The sequence below is a fragment of the Catellatospora tritici genome, from assembly GCF_019083965.1.
GTDB classification, from domain to species: domain Bacteria; phylum Actinomycetota; class Actinomycetes; order Mycobacteriales; family Micromonosporaceae; genus Catellatospora; species Catellatospora tritici.
Genome location: NZ_JAHRCY010000005.1, coordinates 172,256 through 184,600, shown reverse-complemented (window position 1 = coordinate 184,600; position 12,345 = coordinate 172,256). Strand labels below are relative to the sequence as shown.

Below are 12,345 nucleotides of genomic sequence, written 5' to 3'. Positions count from 1 at the left end.
CGGAGAAAAGCCCCCGTGGCCGCACACTGAGGCAGCTCAACCCATCCACATCGAGCATCACCGATACGGGTGTCGAACGGGGTGTCTCGCGTTGTCGGTCAGCTGTCGAGGACCAGGTCGACGACGGGCCGGTAGTCGGCGGTGTGGTCGGTGGTGGCCAGTCCGGCGTGGTGGCGGCCGGCGGTGGTGGCGATGCGGTAGATGAGGGCACGGATGACCAGTTGCCGCCATGCGGGCCGGTGCTGGTGGCGGCTGATCAGGTCGACGGGTGCGTCGTACCAGGTGATGGCGTCGGTGACGGTGACGGCCAGGGCCCAGTCGGCGGGCCGGTGGTAGACGGGCCAGTCGATGACGGCCGGTGGCAGCCCTGGGGCGAACAGGACGTTGCCGAGCAGGTCGCCGTGTACGGGCTGGCTGGGCAGGTCGATCGGGTGCCGTTCGGCGGCGAGCTGCTGCAGCAGCCCGGCCATGGGGGCGTCTGCGGGGACGGGTAGTTCGTCGAAGGCGACGCGGTCGCCGTAGGTCCAGGGGTTGTCGCGGTGGTCGAGGAACGCCGGGCGGGGCAGGTCGGCCAGGGCTTGGTGGAGCAGCTGTCCGGCGGTGAGGGTTTCGTCGACGCGGCGGTGGTCGGGGTGGCCGGGCAGGTGCCGCCAGGCTTGCCAGCCTTGGTGGGTCCAGGTGCCGTCGGTGGCGGGTATGGGCCGGGCCAGGCGCAGCCGGGGTGTGTCGGGGATGGTGGCGAGCGTCGCGGCGATCCACTCGTGTTCGGCGGGCAGTTCGACGGGTTTGAGCACGACGGTCCCGGCGAGCCAGGTGTGTCCTTGGCCGCCCGGTAGCGGGGCCGGTGTGCTGCTGGTGCCGAACGCGGCCAGGACCTGCGGTGGCGGTGGTGATGTGTGCACGGGGCGATTGGATCGCGGCGTGGCGGTGCCGGTCCAGTGGTTTGCCCGGGTGCCGGTGGTGGGGGCACCTCGGGTGGGTGCCCCCCTTTCCGTCTGGTCAGGCGGTGGCTTTCTCGGCGGCGGCCACGGCGTTGCGGAACAGCATCGCGACGGTGGTGGGGCCGACGCCGCCGACGCGGGGGGTGATGGCGCCGGCGACGTCGGCGCAGGTTTCGTCGACGTCGGGCAGGATGCGGCGGCCTTCGTAACGGACGCCGCCACCGATGACGACGGCACCGGGTTTGACGTGTTCGGGCTGGATGATGCCGGGTACGCCGGCGGCGGCGACGAGGATGTCGGCGCGGCGGGTGTAGCGCGGCCAGTCTTTGACGCCGGTGTGCACGACGGTGACGGCGGCGTCGGCGGTGGGCCGTTTCTGGGCCAAAAGCATGGCCAGGGGGCGGCCGAGGGTGGCGCCGCGGCCGAGGATGACGACTTCACGGCCGGCGACGGGAATGTCGTAGTGGGCCAGCAGGGCTTCGATTCCGGCGGGGGTGCACGGCAGTGGTCCGGGCACGCCGAGGGCGAGGCGGCCCATGTTGACCGGGTGCATGCCGTCGACGTCCTTGTCGGGGTCCATCGCGGCCAGGGCGGCGGTGTAGTCGAGGTGGCCGGGGATGGGGTACTGGATGAGCATGCCGTGCACGGCGGGGTCGTCGTTGTAGGCGGCGACGGCGGCTTCGACCTGTGCCTGGGTGGCGGTGGCGGGCAGGTGGGTGTGCGGTGACGCGAAACCCAGGGCGGTGGCCTGCTGCTGCTTGATGCGGATGTAGCCGGCGCTGGCGTCGTCGTCGCCGACGAGGATGGTGGCCAGGCTCGGGGTGATGCCGCGGGCGGCCAGGGCGGCGGCGCGGGCGGCGGTGTCGGTGTTGACGGCTTGCGCGACGGGCCCGCCGGGCAGCAGCCGGGCGGTGGTCGTGGCGGTGTCGGGCACGGTGGTCCTCCGTGCGGACGCCCAGGCGGTCGGCTTCCGCGAGAGGCTCCCCGGTGGTCGGTTCCACCCTGTGCCGCCAGTCGCTGTCGGCTGCCAGCCTATCGGGTGCTGTCGGCGGGTCTGGCACGTGCTGGCACGTTTTGGGTTTGCGTTCGGGGCGTGTGTTGTTCACCATCGCCTGGTGGGTGACCATCCAGTTCCTGACTTCTCCGTCAAACCGACTCTGACCGGGCGGCTGGTGCTGCTGCGGCCGTTCCAGGAGTCGGACTTCCCTGGCTTGCGGGCGGCGCTGCGCGACCCGGAGGTGGCGCGGCTGACCGGCAGTGTGACCAGTTCGCGGCAGGAGCCGGAGCCGGACGACCCGACGCGGGAGAAGCGGCTGCGGGAGTGGTACACGACCCGCAACGCCCAGACCGACCGGCTGGACCTGGCGGTGGTGGACCTGGCCGGCGGCGAGTGCGTCGGGGAGATGGTGCTGAACAAGTGGGATCCCGACAACCTGTGCTGCACCTTCCGCACGCTGATCGGTCCCGGTGGCCGCGACCGGGGGTTGGGCACCGAGGCGATCCGGATGTTCATCGGGTACGGGTTCGAGCAGCTGCGCCTGCACCGGATCTCGCTGGAGGTGTTCGCGTTCAATCCGCGGGCGCGGCGGGTGTACGAGAAGGTCGGTTTCGTGGCCGAGGGTGTGCTGCGCGACGCGTTGCGGTTCGACGGGCAGTGGATCGACGCGACGGTGATGTCGATCCTGGCGCCGGAGTGGGCCCGGCACCGGGGCCGTCCCTAGCCGCCCAGGACCCGTCGGGCTTCGGCGCTGACCCGCGGTGAGGCCAGCGCGGTCCAGGTGGTGAACAGGTCGCGCAGGTGCTCGCCGTGGCGGGCGGCGGTGTCCGGGGACTGCTCGCAGACGTCGAGTTCGTTGACGATGGTCAGGTCGAGCAGGTCGCGCAGGGTGTCGGCGGGCAGCCGGCGGGCGCTGCCGTCGAACCGGTTGTGCCACAGGCCGGTGGTGGTCAGGTGTGGCCAGGTGGGTTTGCGGGCGCAGCCGCCGTAGTGGTGGACGAGCTGTTCGGCTTCGGCGCCGACGGTGGCGCGCAGCAGGTCGCGTTCGGTGGTGGCCAGCAGGGCGTGGGCGAAGCCGTCGGTGCCGTATGCGGCGTGGGTGAGTCCGGCGAGGGCGACGTGTTCGGTCAGGCCGAGGGCGAGCAGCCGGTCGTGGACCCGGACCAGGTGTGTGTGGAGGGTGCCGCCGGGGTGTTCGATGTGGTGCGCGCCCCGGTCGTGCAGCAGCGTCAGGGCGTCGTCTCGGGGTGTGGTCATGATGGCGACGGTAGGTGTGGTGGCGGGTCGGCGGCAGCGGCTTGTGTCCGATGTCATCGGCGGTTCGGGCGGTGCCGGTTCGGGCGGGGTGGGGCGGCCCTAGGATGGCCGTTATGACCTTGAGCAAACCGATGATTGAGTTCCCTGAGGGTGCCCCGCCGACCGAGCTGGAGATCACCGACCTGGTGGTGGGTGAGGGCCAGCAGGCCGGTGCCGGTGACCATGTGGTGGTGCACTACGTGGGGGTGTCGTTCTCGACCGGGGAGGAGTTCGACGCGTCGTGGAACCGCGGTTCTTCGTTCGATTTCCGGCTGGGTCGCGGGCAGGTCATCGCCGGCTGGGACCAGGGTGTGGCCGGGATGCGGGTGGGTGGCCGCCGCAAGTTGGTGATCCCGGCGAAGTTGGGCTACGGCGACCGTGGCGCGGGCCGGGCGATCAAGCCCGGTGAGACGCTGATCTTCGTGGTGGACCTGCTGGACATCATTCCGTGACCGGATGAGGCCTGAGGTTGTCGCGGTCGACCTCGACGGGACGCTGCTGGGCACCGGTGGTGTGTTGTCGGCGCGTACGGTCGGGGCGTTGCGGCTGGCCAAGGCGGGTGGGGCCCGGGTCGTCGTGGTCACCGCCCGCCCGCCGCGTTTCGTGGATCTGCTGGTCGGACACGCGGGCGTGGACGGGTTGGCGGTGTGCGCCAACGGCGCGGTCGTCTACGACCGGGAGGTCGGCGCACACGAGGTCGTCGGGCCGCTGCCGGTGGCGGTGGCGCAAAGGTGCGCGCAGGTGGTGGACGTGGTGCTGCCCGGTGCCACGTTTGCGGTGGAGACCGGCCGGCAGGTCCTGTGCGGGCCGGGGTTCCGGCGGGCGTTCGGCGGTGATCCGCATCGGGTCGATGTCGGGTCGCGGGAGCAGCTGTGGGCGGCCGCGGAGTCGGTGGTGAAGCTGCTGGTGTGGTCGCCTGCGCACGAGGACGCCGTGGACACGGCGTGGGAGGTGCTGTCGGCGGCGTTGCCGGACGTCGAGTGCACCCATTCGGGCGGGCGGGGCCTGCTGGAGATCAGCGCCGCCGGGGTGACCAAGGCCGGGACGTTGGCGGTGGTGTGCGGCCGCTGGGGCGTGGACGCGTCGCGGGTGGTGGCGTTCGGGGACATGCCCAACGATCTGCCGATGCTGGCGTGGGCCGGTACGGCGTACGCGGTCGCCAACGCCCATCCTCGGGTGCTGGCGCAGGTGGCCCGGCACACGGCCAGCAACAACGACGACGGGGTCGCGCAGGTGCTGGAGCGGCTCTACGGCTGACCGGCGAGCAGGTCGTCGCGGCCGAACATGGCGGCGGCCTGCCGGGCCGAGGGGCTGCCCGCGTCGGGGTCGGCGCCGGCGGCCAGCAGCACCCGTACGACCTCGGCGTGGCCTTTGAACACGGCCCCGGCCAGGGGGGTCTGCTCGCGTTCGTTGATCTGGTCGGCGGCGGCGCCGCGGGCCAGCAGTTCGGCGACGGTGGCCGGGTGGCCGTGGTAGGCGGCGAGCATCAGCAGGGTGTCGCCGCGGCCGTTGGCCAGGTCGGCGGGCATCCCGGCGTCGAGGTGCGCGGCCAGGGCGGCGGTGTCGCCGTTACGGGCCAGGGCGAACAGGTTCGCGGCAGGTCCGGGGTCGTCGGTCACCGGTCCAGCATCGCCGCTGGGCGACCGGGTGGCCACCGCTTACGTGCTCGACTCGGGCCCGCGCAGGTTCGGTGGCACGGTACGCCCGGAGAGTAGCTGAAAACGGTGGCAATCTACCTAGACTGGGATGCATGGAGCTGTCATTGGCAGAGCAACTCGTCCTGCTCAGTTATGACGACGTGTCGGGGCGGCCGTTGCTGAACACAGCTCAGCTCGACTGCGGCGTCGAAGGCGCGATCCTGCTGACCCTGTCCTACGCCGGCAAGCTGGTCCTCAACCACGGCCATCTCGAGGTGAGCGACCCGACTCCGACCGGCGACCCGGTACTGGACGCGTCGCTGGCCCGGATCGCGACCGAGACGACCCGCTACCACACGCCCGACTGGTGGATCTACCACCTGGCCAGCCCCCGCCACCGGGAGGCGCTGCTGGAACGCCTCGTCGAACGCGGGATCATGGTCCGTGAGGATCATGCGGTGCTGGGGGTGTTCCACCGCCGCCGCTACCCCGAACGGGACACGGTGGTGGAGAAGGAGCTGATCACGCACCTGCGGCAGGTGGTGAACCGGATGGCCGCACCCGACCGGCAGTCGGTGAGCCTGCTGGCGCTGGCGCACACGCTGCTGCTGGACCGGCACCTGTTCCCGGAGATCAACCGCGACAATCTGCGGCACCGGATCGCGGAGCTGACCGAGGGCGAATGGTGCGGCCCGGCGGTGGCCAAGGTGGTGTACGCGATGAACATGGCGGTCATGGCCGCGATCACCGGCGGTGCCGCGTCCTCCCCCACCGCCGCCGTCTCGGCCTCCTGAGCGAGCCCGGCACCGCCGCCCGGCCGGTCATGATCGACAGGTGAGGTCGGACACGGTGCGCGCGGGGCGGCACCCGTTCTAACGTGACGGCATGCAGGGAATCCCCCACACCGACGTGGCACTGGCCGACACCTACCGCGCGTTCGCGACGCTGGAATGCGCCGGCGTGTCCCCCGTCTACGAACAGCTGTGCCTGGGCGTGGCCGCAGACGCCGAGGTCCTGGCCCTGATCGGCACCCTGCCGCTGCCTCGGCGCCAACCGAACCTGCTGCTGGGCGTGGTCCGGCTGCTCGGCGGCCCGATCGACGACTACCTGACGATGCGCGCCTGGCTGGTGGCGCACTGGGACGCCGTACGCGACCAGATGCTGACCCGCACCACCCAGACCAACGAGGCCGCCCGCACCGCGATCCTGCTGCCCGCGCTCGCGGACCTGCCGCAGCCGCTGGCGCTGCTGGAGGTCGGCGCTTCGGCGGGCCTGTGCCTGTACCCGGACCGGTACGCGTTCGCCTACGACGGCCGTGCCCCGATCGGCGACCCGGCCGGGCCGGTCATCGAATGTGTCACCAGCGGCCCGGTACCGGTCCCGCAGGCGGTTCCGCCGGTGGTGTGGCGGGCCGGTATCGACCTGAACCCCCTGGACGTCACCGACCCCGACGACGTGGCGTGGCTGCGGGCGCTGATCTGGCCCGAGCACACCGCCCGCCGCGACCGGCTGAGCGCCGCCGCCGCGATCGCCGCGGCCGACCCGCCGCTGCTGGTCCGCGCCGACCTCAACGACGCCCTGCCCGACCTGGTCGCGCAGGCGCCCGACGACGCGACGCTGGTGGTGTTCCACACCGCGGTGCTGGCCTACCTCAGCCCCGCCGACCGGGACCGGTTCTGCACCACGATGACGGACCTGGTCGCGAGCAGGCCGGGCACGGTGTGGCTGTCCAACGAGGCCCCCGGGGTGCTGCCGGCGATCACCGGGCGGCTGCCGGTGCCGGTCCCGTCGGGCCGTACGGTCCTGGCCCGCGACGGGCGGCCGGTCGCGTTCGGGATGCCGCACGGCCAGGCCCTGACCTGGCTCGACTGACCACGCGGCGCAACCCGGGCCAGGGCCCGTATCCTCACCGCCATGTCCTCGATCACGCAGACGTTGAAGAACCTTGAGACCGCACGGTTGACGGCGTTGGTCGAGGCGGACGCGGACGTGCTCGACCAGCTGCACGACCCGGACTTCGTCCTGATCCATCCCAGCGGCGGCGCATGGTCGAAGGCGCAGTACGTCGGTGGCGTCCTGTCGGGTGAGATCGACTACCGCAGGTTCGAACCCGTCTCGGAGATCGAGGTCCTGGCCGACGGCGACCTGGCGGTCCTGCGTTACCGGTCGGCCATCGAGATCGGTGTCGGGGGCCGGGAACCGGGCCCGCTGCAGTGCTGGCACACCGACTGCTACCGCCGGGCCGCGGCGGACTCGCCCTGGCGGGTGGTGTGGTCGCAGGCCACCGAATGCGGGTGAGGCGCCGACCCGGTCACAGGTACGCGGTGAGCGCGTCGGCGTGGGCGGCGGTCCAGTCATGGGCGGCACCGATGCGCTGCGGCACCCCGGACTCGCGCAGCCGCACCATCGCGGGCACGCCCCGCTGCGCGGCGTCGAGGATGCCGCGTCGGCAGCGGTCCTGCCACCACAGCACGGTCGGCAGCAGGGACCGCCGGTCGGGCAGGCCGTAGGCGTCGACGAGCACGGCGAGCAGCCGGGCGGTGGTGTCGACGTCGGTGACGTCGGGTCCGAGGTCGAGCCACTGCCAGCACACGTGCGCGAGGTCCTGGACCCGCCGGCCTGGTCCGGCCAGGTCCCAGTCCAGGAACGCGACCGGGGCGCCGTCGCGGTAGACGGTGTTCTTCGGCGACAGGTCGTGGTGGCACACGACCTCACCGCCGGCGGCCAGTGCGGTGCCGGCGGTCAGGTCGTGCAGACGCCGGACCAGCCGGGCCAGGGCGGTGAGGCTGTCCGGGGTGCGCAGCGCGGCATGCTGCTCGCTGCGCCATGGCACGTCCCCGTCGATGTAGTCGAGGATCTCCCGGCCGTGTTCGTCGTGGCCGTGCCAGCGCGGCGACCCGCCGTATCCGGCTTGGTGCAGGTGGGTGAGCAGTTCGTGGACGTAGGCGCCACGTTCGGGGGCGGTGCGGTGGACCCGCTGCCCGATCCGGACGACGTCGGCGATGTTGCCGCCGCCCAGCCGGTGCTCGGTCGGCCGGGGTCCGGTCACCGGCACAGGACGTCGACGAACTGGACGGCGTTGTTGGCGAACCCGCCGCGGTTCCACTCCTGGTCGACGGGCTGCGCGGCGCCGGTGGTGTCGTGGGCGCGGGCGGTGAGCTGGTGGCGGCCGGGTTCGGCGGTCCACCGGTGGGTGAAGCGGCGCCACGCCCACCGGTGCCCGGTGTCGGGTTCGAGTTCGGCCGGGGCCCAGGTGCGGCCACCGTCGGCGCTGACCTCGACCGACTCCAGCGGGGCCTGCCCGGACCAGGCCCGTCCTTCCAGCGTGTGGACGCCGGCGTCGACGACCCGGACGCGGGACATGAAGTCGGGGAAACCGGGCGGCACGAGCAGGGCCCGGGGCCGGATCCGGGTGACCGGGTCGCCGTCGTCACCGGGCTGCCGGCGCAGCCGGTAGGCGACGGCGTTCTGGTATCCGGTGAACGCGGTGTCGGTGACGGTGATGTCGCGCAGCCATTTGACGTGCGCCATGCCGTACCAGCCGGGGGCGACCAGCCGCATCGGGTGGCCGTGCTGCGGCGGCAGCGGCTGGCCGTTCATCGCGTACGCGACCAGCACCTCCGGCGCCATCGCGTCGGCCAGGGACAGGCCGCGCTGGTAGTCCTGTTCGACCCCGCGTTCGATGCCGTGGTCGGCGCCGGTGAACACGACATCGACCGCGGCCGGGTCGACCCCGGCGTCGGTGAGCAGGTCCCGCAACGGCACCCCGGTCCATTCGGCGGTGCCGACGGCTTCGACCAGCCACGGCTGGCTGACCGGCCGCGGGCGCAGCCGGGCGCGGCCGTTGCCGGCGCACTCCATGGTGACCCGGACCGTGCTCGCGGGCCGGGTCTTCAGGTCGGCGAGGGTGAGGGTCAGCGGACGGGTGACGTGCCCGCCGACGGTCAGCTGCCACGTGTCGGCGTCGGTCAGCGGGATGTCGTAGTGGATGAGCAGGTAGTGCAGGCCCGGTGGGGTGAGGTCGTAGCGCAGCGCCTCCAGCGGGATGCCGTGGTTGCGGGCCGCCAGGGCCAGTTCCTCGGCGGAGATGGCCTCGTCGTGGTCGGCGACCCGGCCGGGGCGGCTGATCTGGTCGAGGTTCATCGGTCTCCCCTGTCGCGTGCGGTGCGGTGCCCTTTCAGCTTCGCATCCGGGTGGCACGGGCGCGCCCCCGGTCCGGACAGGTCGACCGGGGGCGCGAACGGGTGGGGGTCAGGCGCTGCGGCGGCGACGGCGTACGGGCTTGTCGTCGTCGGCGACGAAGGTGCGGGTCAGCGCCATCGCGGCGATGATGCCCAGCACCGCGAACGCGAGCTGCACCCCGAGGGTGGCCCAACTCCAATGCAGGTGCAGGCCGATCCAGTCCCAGTCCCAGCGGGCCTGGACGTTGTCGTCCCAGCCCAGGCGTCGTGACGCCCAGCCGCCCAGCAGCGCGGCGATGATGCCGACCGCGACGGTGGCGACGGCGCCGATGTTCTGCCGGCCGGGCAGGACCAGGCGACCGAAGGTGCCGATGAGGATTCCTATCAGGAGCGCGGAGAGGATACCGGTAGCCGTCATGGGCCGCATCTACCCACGCGGCGAGGTGTTAATCCTGTCGGCGGCACCGGTTTCGGCGCCCGGACGAAACCCGGTCGCGGCCGGGCAGGTCCGGGCGGTAGACATGTCGCCGTGTTCAAGTTCCCGCGTACGCCGCACCTGGCCGGTTCCCGTCTGCAGCCCGGTGACGAGGACCTGGCGCAGGTGCCGCTGTCGGCGCTGCGTGGGGTGAGGGTGGTCGTGTGCGAGAAACTCGACGGCGCCAACGCGGGCATCTCGTTCGACGCCGACGGGCGGCTGCGGCTGCAGTCGCGGGGCCACTACCTGTCCGGCGGCCCACGTGAACAGCAGTTCACGTTGTTCAAGTCATGGGCGGCGACCGTCGGCCCGCTGCTGTGGCCGCGCCTGCGCGACCGGTACGTCTGCTACGGCGAATGGCTGTACGCCAAGCACACCGTCTTCTACGACGCGCTGCCGCACTACTTCTGCGAGTTCGACGTCCTGGACACCGCCACCGCCCGGTTCCTGGACACCGGCGCGCGCCGGGACCTGCTCGCCGGGGTGCCGATCATGTCGGCGCCGGTGCTGGCCGAGCAGGTGTTCGACTCGGCCAAGCAGATCGCGGCGCTGGTGGGGGCCTCGACGTGCCGTACCCCCGGCTGGCGCGACGCCCTGGCCCGTGCCGCCGCCGACGCCGGGGTCGACCCGGCGACCGCCGCGGCCGAGTCCGACACCTCCGACCTGATGGAGGGCCTGTACCTGAAGGTCGAGCAGGGCGGGCAGGTCGCGGGCCGGTACAAGTGGGTGCGGCCCAGTTTCGCCACCGCGGTGACCGACTCCGGTTCACACTGGGCCGACCGGCCGATCGTCGCCAACCGGCTCGCCGACCCGGAGGTGCTGTATGCGGGTCTTTGACCGGCTGTGCCCGTCCGGGCCCGACTGGGACCTGGACTGGGACGCGATCTGCGAGCGGTTCGCGTGGGTCCGCGCGATGGCCGGGGTCGGCCAGGACCCGCGGCACCACGCCGAAGGCGACGTCGCCGAGCACACCCGGCTGGCCGTCCTGGCCCTGGTCGGGCTGCCGGGCTGGCGGGCGTGTCCGCGTGAGCGGCAGGTGCGGCTGTTCGCGGCGGTGCTGCTGCACGACGTCGCCAAACCGGACTGCACCCGGGTCGAGGACGGGCACGTGCACGCGCGTGGGCACGCGCGTCGCGGTGACCTGCTGGCCCGACGGATCCTGTGGGAGCTGGGGGCGCCGCCGGGCTGGCGCGAGCAGGTGGCGGCGCTGGTGGCCCACCATCAGGTGCCGCTGCGGGCGATGGACCGTCCGGACCTGGAGCGGATCGTGCTGCGGGTGTCGTTGCTGGCCGCCAACGACGACCTGGCGCTGCTGGCCGAGGCCGACGCGCGGGGCCGGGTGTGCGCCGACGCCGACGCGCTGCTGGAGCAGGTGGGGCTGTTCCGGGAGTACTGCGCGGAACTGGGGGTGCTCGACGCGGCGTGGCCGTTCGCCTCCGACCACGCGCGGTTCATGTACTTCCGCACCCCGGGCCGCGACCCGGGTTACGCCGCCTTCGACGACACCCGGTCGGTGGTGACGGTGATGTCGGGCCTGCCGGGGGTCGGCAAGGACACGTGGCTCGCCGCCAACCGGCCGGGGGCGCCGGTGGTCAGCCTGGACGAGCTGCGTGGGCGGCTGGGGGTGGCGCCGACCGCCGACCAGGGTCCGGTGGTCGCCGCGGCGTACGCGCGGGCCCGGGAACTGCTGCGCGCCGGGCAGCCGTTCGTGTGGAACGCGACCAACGTGTCGCGGCAGCAGCGGGACCTGTGCGTCGGGCTGGCGGCGTCATACCGGGCGCGGGTGGAGATCGTGGCCCTGGAGGCGCCGCCGCCCGTGGTGCGTGCCCGCAACAGCGGCCGGGACGCGGCGGTGCCGCAGGCGGCGTGGGAACGGATGCTGGGCAGGTGGCAGGCCCCGGACGTGACCGAGGCCCATGCCGTACACCGGATCGATACAGGAATGATGGATCACTTCACGTGATCCTCAGGGCGGCGGTGGCCTACAGTGGGCGAGTGATCGAGTCGCAGAGGGTTACCGGCGCACTACACATTGCTGCCGAAAGGGCCCAAACCTGCGGTTTCTTCTTCGACTTCGACGGCACCCTGTCGACCATCCAGACCGACCCGTCCGCCGTCACCCCGGTCCCCGGCGCCGTCGAAGCCATCGCCGACCTCGCCCCCCTCATCCACACCACCGCCATCGTCTCCGGCCGCCCCGTCGGCTTCCTGCAACGCCACTTCGGCGGCCTACCCGTACGCCTCTACGGCCTCTACGGCATGGAATCAGCCGACGAACACGGCACCATCTGGACCGACCCCGAAGTCATCCCCTGGATCCCCGCGATCGACACCGTCGCCCGCCAGGCCATGGCCGACCTCGACCCCCAGATCCTCGTCGAACACAAACGCCTGTCCGTCGCCCTGCACTACCGCACCGCACCCCACCTACGCGACCACATCGAACAGTGGGGACAGGCCAAAGCCGTCGAATACGGCCTCACCGCCCTACCCGGACGCATGGTCGTCGAACTCAAACCCCCCGTCCGCCGCGACAAAGGCGACGTCATCGCCACCACCACCACCGGCCTGACCTGCGCCTGGTACTTCGGCGACGACCTCGGCGACCTACCCGCCCTACACGCCCTCGACCGCCGCGCCCACATCGACCCCGACTTCGCCGCATTCTGCGTCGGCATCCACAACCCCGAAACCGGCGACCAGGTCGCCGACTGGGTCGACCTCGTCCTGGACACCCCCGCAGACCTCGTACCCCTGCTGCGGCTCGCCGCCCGCGCGATCTCCACCGTACGCACCCGATGATCGACACCATATGATG

At 72.3% G+C, this 12,345-nt stretch carries 16 protein-coding genes and 1 riboswitch; of the genes, 9 read left to right on the top strand and 7 right to left on the bottom strand.

Annotated features, from left to right (window positions below; all coding sequences use genetic code 11):
* Positions 1–98: 98 nt before the first annotated feature.
* Positions 99–902, bottom strand: coding sequence for a hypothetical protein (locus KUA19_RS13080; protein ID WP_217396230.1), 804 nt, complete (start codon positions 900–902; stop codon positions 99–101).
* A gap of 97 nt (positions 903–999) precedes the next feature.
* Positions 1,000–1,875, bottom strand: coding sequence for a bifunctional 5,10-methylenetetrahydrofolate dehydrogenase/5,10-methenyltetrahydrofolate cyclohydrolase (locus KUA19_RS13075; protein ID WP_217396229.1), 876 nt, complete (start codon positions 1,873–1,875; stop codon positions 1,000–1,002).
* Between the two features lie 12 nt (positions 1,876–1,887).
* A riboswitch (ZMP/ZTP riboswitch) is annotated at positions 1,888–1,969 on the bottom strand.
* Positions 1,970–2,056: 87 nt separating this feature from the next.
* Here KUA19_RS13075 and KUA19_RS42685 point away from each other — a divergent pair.
* A complete protein-coding gene (locus KUA19_RS42685) occupies positions 2,057–2,662 on the top strand; it encodes a GNAT family N-acetyltransferase (RefSeq protein ID WP_308167424.1) in 606 nt (201 codons plus the stop codon).
* Here the strand turns inward: KUA19_RS42685 and KUA19_RS13065 are convergent.
* Entirely contained in the window at positions 2,659–3,195 is a 537-nt protein-coding gene (locus KUA19_RS13065) for a DUF6817 domain-containing protein (protein ID WP_217396227.1), read from the bottom strand. The two genes, KUA19_RS42685 and KUA19_RS13065, sit on opposite strands and share 4 nt — an antisense overlap.
* Before the next feature lie 113 nt (positions 3,196–3,308).
* Here KUA19_RS13065 and KUA19_RS13060 point away from each other — a divergent pair, with 113 nt between their 5' ends.
* Both KUA19_RS13060 and KUA19_RS13055 read left to right on the top strand, forming a co-directional pair.
* Positions 3,309–3,686, top strand: a complete 378-nt coding sequence (locus tag KUA19_RS13060) for an FKBP-type peptidyl-prolyl cis-trans isomerase (protein WP_217396226.1) — start codon at positions 3,309–3,311, stop codon at positions 3,684–3,686.
* Positions 3,687–3,690: 4 nt separating this feature from the next.
* A complete protein-coding gene (locus tag KUA19_RS13055) occupies positions 3,691–4,491 on the top strand; it encodes an HAD family hydrolase (RefSeq protein WP_217396225.1) in 801 nt (266 codons plus the stop codon).
* Here the strand turns inward: KUA19_RS13055 and KUA19_RS13050 are convergent.
* Positions 4,482–4,853: an ankyrin repeat domain-containing protein gene (locus tag KUA19_RS13050; protein WP_217396224.1), complete on the bottom strand. Its 372-nt coding sequence runs from the start codon at positions 4,851–4,853 to the stop codon at positions 4,482–4,484. The genes KUA19_RS13055 and KUA19_RS13050 overlap by 10 nt on opposite strands.
* A gap of 131 nt (positions 4,854–4,984) precedes the next feature.
* Between KUA19_RS13050 and KUA19_RS13045 the strand changes: the two genes are divergently transcribed.
* The 3 genes from KUA19_RS13045 (at position 4,985) to KUA19_RS13035 (ending at position 7,169) form a co-directional block, all read left to right on the top strand.
* Complete coding sequence (locus KUA19_RS13045) at positions 4,985–5,665, top strand: GOLPH3/VPS74 family protein (RefSeq protein WP_217396223.1); 681 nt, start codon at positions 4,985–4,987, stop codon at positions 5,663–5,665.
* A 91-nt stretch (positions 5,666–5,756) separates the two neighbouring features.
* Positions 5,757–6,743 (top strand): DUF2332 domain-containing protein, encoded by a 987-nt coding sequence (locus KUA19_RS13040; protein WP_217396222.1) that lies wholly within the window; start codon positions 5,757–5,759, stop codon positions 6,741–6,743.
* A gap of 42 nt (positions 6,744–6,785) precedes the next feature.
* A complete protein-coding gene (locus KUA19_RS13035; protein ID WP_217396221.1) occupies positions 6,786–7,169 on the top strand; it encodes a nuclear transport factor 2 family protein in 384 nt (127 codons plus the stop codon).
* 13 nt (positions 7,170–7,182) lie between these two features.
* Here KUA19_RS13035 and KUA19_RS13030 read toward each other — a convergent pair whose 3' ends face one another.
* From KUA19_RS13030 to KUA19_RS13020, 3 genes are all read right to left on the bottom strand, one after another.
* Positions 7,183–7,920: a phosphotransferase gene (locus KUA19_RS13030; protein WP_217396220.1), complete on the bottom strand. Its 738-nt coding sequence runs from the start codon at positions 7,918–7,920 to the stop codon at positions 7,183–7,185.
* Positions 7,917–9,014 carry a sulfite oxidase gene (locus KUA19_RS13025; protein ID WP_217396219.1) on the bottom strand — a complete coding sequence of 366 codons (1,098 nt, stop codon included), beginning with the start codon at positions 9,012–9,014 and terminating at the stop codon, positions 7,917–7,919. The genes KUA19_RS13030 and KUA19_RS13025 overlap by 4 nt, the downstream gene beginning before the upstream one ends.
* A gap of 108 nt (positions 9,015–9,122) precedes the next feature.
* The gene (locus tag KUA19_RS13020) at positions 9,123–9,470 is read right to left on the bottom strand and encodes a GlsB/YeaQ/YmgE family stress response membrane protein (protein ID WP_217396218.1); all 348 of its coding nucleotides are present in this window, start codon (positions 9,468–9,470) and stop codon (positions 9,123–9,125) included.
* 111 nt (positions 9,471–9,581) lie between these two features.
* Between KUA19_RS13020 and KUA19_RS13015 the strand changes: the two genes are divergently transcribed.
* Genes KUA19_RS13015 through otsB form a run of 3 tightly spaced genes read left to right on the top strand, consistent with a single transcriptional unit; the run spans position 9,582 to position 12,329 of the window.
* Positions 9,582–10,364 carry an RNA ligase family protein gene (locus tag KUA19_RS13015; protein WP_217396217.1) on the top strand — a complete coding sequence of 261 codons (783 nt, stop codon included), beginning with the start codon at positions 9,582–9,584 and terminating at the stop codon, positions 10,362–10,364.
* Entirely contained in the window at positions 10,351–11,490 is a 1,140-nt protein-coding gene (locus tag KUA19_RS13010) for an AAA family ATPase (protein WP_217396216.1), read from the top strand. The genes KUA19_RS13015 and KUA19_RS13010 overlap by 14 nt, the downstream gene beginning before the upstream one ends.
* A 32-nt stretch (positions 11,491–11,522) precedes the next feature.
* Positions 11,523–12,329 (top strand): trehalose-phosphatase, encoded by an 807-nt coding sequence (otsB, locus tag KUA19_RS13005; protein WP_308167423.1) that lies wholly within the window; start codon positions 11,523–11,525, stop codon positions 12,327–12,329.
* Positions 12,330–12,345 lie beyond the last annotated feature (16 nt).